The organism is Rhizobacter sp. P3_B12, from assembly GCF_056402895.1.
In genome coordinates this window covers 1-4086 of sequence record NZ_JBFUGN010000553.1, presented here as the reverse complement: position 1 = coordinate 4086, position 4086 = coordinate 1, and the positions used below count along the sequence as shown (strand labels likewise).

At 70.5% G+C, this 4086-nt stretch carries 3 protein-coding genes; all 3 read right to left on the bottom strand.

The features are described 5' to 3' along the window. Positions 1 to 123: 123 nt before the first annotated feature. The 3 genes from AC1D01_RS23475 to AC1D01_RS23465 all read right to left on the bottom strand — a co-directional run bounded on the left by AC1D01_RS23475 (position 124) and on the right by AC1D01_RS23465 (position 4024). On the bottom strand, positions 124 to 912 hold the full coding sequence (locus AC1D01_RS23475; RefSeq protein WP_477870598.1) for a YdcF family protein: 789 nt from the start codon (positions 910 to 912) through the stop codon (positions 124 to 126). Between the two features lie 87 nt (positions 913 to 999). Beyond that, entirely contained in the window at positions 1000 to 1854 is an 855-nt protein-coding gene (locus AC1D01_RS23470; RefSeq protein ID WP_477870596.1) for an XrtA system polysaccharide deacetylase, read from the bottom strand. A gap of 16 nt (positions 1855 to 1870) precedes the next feature. Continuing rightward, complete coding sequence (locus tag AC1D01_RS23465) at positions 1871 to 4024, bottom strand: XrtA/PEP-CTERM system-associated ATPase (RefSeq protein WP_477870594.1); 2154 nt, start codon at positions 4022 to 4024, stop codon at positions 1871 to 1873. Between the last annotated feature and the right edge of the window lie 62 nt (positions 4025 to 4086).

The window sequence follows — 4086 nt, the reverse complement described above, 5'->3', positions numbered from 1 at the left end:
GCCTCGAGCGTGCCGACCGCGCGGTCGGTGCCGTCGGGGGCGACGACGAAGGTGCGCGGCTGCGCCGAGGCCGCTGCCGCGGCGCTGACCAGCGCCCCCACCGCCAGCCGGCCGAGGGCAGGCCTACACCCAGCCGCGAAGCGAATACATCGCCAGACCAAGCCACTCATGCAGCACCTCCTCGAGCGCACCGGGCGCCTCGTTGCTGGGCACGAAATGCTGCCACTTCAGCGCCGTGTCGGCGCGGAAATCGCAGGGATACGGCAGCACGTCCAGCCCGACACCGCGTGCCGCGGCCACCGAGCGCGGCAGGTGGATCGCGCTCGTCAGCAGCAGCACCCGGCCCTGCGCGCGCAGGCCGAACTGCCGCTCGCTGAAGAGCAGGTTCTCGTGGGTGTTGACCGACCGCGTCTCGACGCCGATCGCCGCGGCCGGCACGCCCAGCCGCTGCGCGACCGAGGCCATGTGCTGCGCGACCGAGTCCGACCCATCGGGCAGCGGCGCGCCGGTGAACATCAGCCGCCCGCCGAAGCGCTGGTGCAGCTCGACGGCCTTCTCGGTGCGCTCCCAGCTCGGCGCGCCCATCACGACGGTGTAGCCGGCTTCGGTCTTGCGGAACCAGCCGGCGGTCATCACCAGCATGCGCGGGCCGTCGGTGCCCGGCAGCGCCTTCAGCTGCGCGTCGGTCGGCACCGGCCACCAGGCCTCCAGCTGCGCGAGCAGCGTGTTGGCAGTCGCCGGGATCGAGACGACGTAGACCAGCAGGCCCAGCAGCGCGAACCCGTGTCGCCAGCGGTGCAGCCGCCCGGCCTTCGCGCGCCACGCGCGAACGCTCAGCCACGCGAGACCCAGCAGCACGTACAGCGGCATCGCCAGCAGCAGGTGCACCAGGTCGGTCAGGACGGAGCGCATGAGGTCAGCCTCGAAAGGCCGCGGATATCCGTTCGCCCTGAGCCTGTCGAAGGGTTGGTGCCACAGCGCGCCAGGCCTTCGACAGGCTCAGGGCGAACGGGGGTTTGTGATATTGAAGACCTGATCCATCCGCCCCCAGCGGAAATCGCCGAGCAGGCGATCCAGCCGGCTCTCGGTGCGGTGCAGGTTCACGTAGTGCCTGAAGCGCGTCTTCAGCCCCGGCCCCGGCACGCGCGGCTGCAGCGGGTCGATCTCCCACGGGTGCATGTAGAAGATCGCCGGCGCCTGCTCGTCGCGATTGAAACGGTCGATCGCCCAGCGCGACACGCCATACGGCGCGAAGCGGAAGTAGCCGCCGCCGCCGGCCGGCAGGTTGCGCCCGAGCGCACGCACCGTCGTGATCGGCAGCTCGGTCAGCCCGTCGCGCACCTGGTACGGAAAGCGCGGCGCGTCCGGCATGCCGTAGTGGTCGTGCTGCACCGGGTAGACGCTGGAGCTGTAGACGTAGCCCGCTTCCTTCAGCACGTCGAAGGCCCACAGGTTGCCGGCCCCGATCGAGAAGCTCGGCGCGCGGTACCCGATCACCCGCACGCCGGCGATGTCCTCGAGGATGCGCTTCGCGTTCGTCACGTCGTGGCTGAACGCCTCGCGCGACAACTCGCTCGCCCGCTGGTGCCCGTAGCCATGGCTCGCCAGTTCGTGCCCGTCGTCGACGATGCGGCGTACCACCTGCGGGTAGCGCTCGGCGATCCACCCGAGCGTGAAGAACGTGGCCTTCGCATGGTTGTCGGCAAAGCGCCGCAGCAGGCGGTCGACGTTCGCCTCGACGCGGCACGGGATCGAATCCCAGCGGTCGCGCGCGATGAACGGCGCCAGCGCCGAGACCTGGAAGTAGTCCTCGACGTCGACCGTCAGGGCGTTGGTGATCGGGTTCTTGGTCATGGGCTCACGGACAGATTCAGCGAACGGATTCGGCAGCGCGGGCGGTCGACGAGACGCGCATCGAGGCCGGCAGCCAGCTGCGCAGGTGCTTCGCGATGCGGCTGGCGGTGCCGCCATCCCAGTACTCGGGCACGTCGACGCGTGCGGATTCGGTCAGCAGGATCTCGCGCACGGCCTTCAGCGCCTGCTCGACGTTGCGGCCGACGACGATGCTCGACGGATCGGCCACCGGCGTGCCGCTGCGGTCGTTGCCGAGCGTGATGCTGCGCACGCCGAGCGTCACCGCCTCCTCGACCAGCTCGCCTTCGCTGCCGGCGATCAGGCAGCGCGCCTGCTGCAGCAGCCCGATCTCCTCGAGGTAGCCCTGCGCCGGCATCACGATCACGCCGGCATCGGCCAGGCGCGTCTCCTGCCCGGTGGATTTCAGCGCGACCAGCGCCTCCTCGCGCAGCGGCCACACCAGCGGCAGCTCGCGGCCCAGTGTCGCGAGCATCGGCAGCAGCTCGTCCATCGCCTTCGGCTGCAGCGCCAGGCTCACCAGCCCGAAGCCGCGCGGGTCGTTCAGCACCGCCGGCGAGAGCTTGGCGCGCGCGAACGATTCGAGCGGCGGCACCGCATGCGGCAGCCCGAAGTGCAGCAGGTTGGCCGCCAGGCTGCCGACGCAGTGCACCCGGTCCGAGGGAATGCCCTCGCGGTACAACGTGTAGTAGGTCAGCAGCTTGTTCGTGTACAGCGCATCGGCCACGCGGTCGATCAGCACGCCGTTCATCTCGGCGCTGGCGCTGCCGCCGGTGTTGCGCTGGCCGGCGTCGAGCCGCAGCACCGGCACGCCGCGCTTGTTGGCGAGCAGCGTGCACATCAGCACCGCATCCGATTTGCCGACCGCCAGCACCGCGCTCGGCATGAACTCGGCCAGCACCTCGTCGAAGCGCGTCAGCGCCGCGGCCGAACCGTGCGCCACGCCGACCGCGTGCGCGCCGATGCCGAGGTGGATCTCCATCTTCGGCAGCGGCAGCACCGCGGCACCGGCCGCGCCGATCGCCAGGCCCTCTTCGGTGCCGGGCTGCACCGCCATCACCGGCGGCAGGTCGCCGTATTCCTCGAGCACGCGCGACAGCGCGCCGATCTTCAGGAAATCGGTGCGGGTGTCGACCACGCACAGCAGCGGGCGCTGCAGCTTGCTGCCGCTGCGCGAGCGCTGGACCACGCCGAGGCTCGCGTTGTTGCCGTTCACGCCGAAGTCCACCGCCGCGTCCAGCACCGGCAGCGCCGGGTTGGGCGGGATCGTCACGTCGGGCCGGCCGTGGCCCGCGGCCTGACCCGCCGAGGGCACCAGCATCGGCACGTCGGCGAGCTCGCCGATCTCGCTGCGCAGCTCGCCGGCGGTCTGGTCCACCGTCTCGGCCGAGATCGCGTCCTTGCCCGACAGGAAGGCGGCGAGGAACAGCCGGTTGCACAGCCGGTTGATGCGGCGCGGCACGCCGCCGGTCCAGCGGTGGATCGCGTCGAACGCATCGTCGGCGAAGGCCGGCGAATCCTTCCAGCCGACGCGGTGCAGGCGGTGCTCGATGTAGGCGCGCGTCTCGGTCTGGTCGAGCGGGCCGAGGTGGCACGACGCGATCACGCGCTGGCGCAGCTGCTCCATCGACTTCGATTGCAGCAGCGTGCGCAGCTCCGGCTGGCCGATCAGGAAGCTCTGCAGCAGCGCATGGTTGCCGAGCTGGAAGTTCGACAGCATGCGCAGCTCTTCGACCGCCTCGTGCTTCAGGTTCTGCGCCTCGTCGACGATCAGCAGCGCACGCCGGCCCTTCGCGGCCAGCGCGGTCAGGAAGCCCTCGAGGCTCGCGATCAGGTGCGCCTTCGACGCACCCGCGGTCGGCACGCCGTAGGCGGTGAGGATGGCGCGCAGCAGGTCGCCCGATTCGAGCTGCGTGCTGACCACCTGCGCGGCCACCACCTTCTCGGCGTCCAGCCCTTCGAGCAGCGTGCGCACCAGCGTGGTCTTGCCGGCACCGATCTCGCCGGTGACGACGATGAAGCCCTCGCCCTGGTGCACGCCGAACTTCAGGTAGGCCAGCGCGTTGCTGTGCCCGCGGCTGTCGAAATAGAACGCCGGGTCCGGGTTCAGCTGGAAAGGCGGGCCGCTCAGGCCGAAGTGCGATTCGTACATGAAGAGAGTTCAGCTGGAAAGGCGGGCCGCTCAGGCCGAAGTGCGATTCGTACATGAAGAGA

Coding starts and splice junctions, on each gene's coding strand:
- AC1D01_RS23465 (WP_477870594.1), bottom strand. CDS start 4,024: ATGTACGAATCGCACTTCGGCCTGAGCGGCCCGCCTTTCCAGCTGAAC.
- AC1D01_RS23470 (WP_477870596.1), bottom strand. CDS start 1,854: ATGACCAAGAACCCGATCACCAACGCCCTGACGGTCGACGTCGAGGAC.
- AC1D01_RS23475 (WP_477870598.1), bottom strand. CDS start 912: ATGCGCTCCGTCCTGACCGACCTGGTGCACCTGCTGCTGGCGATGCCG.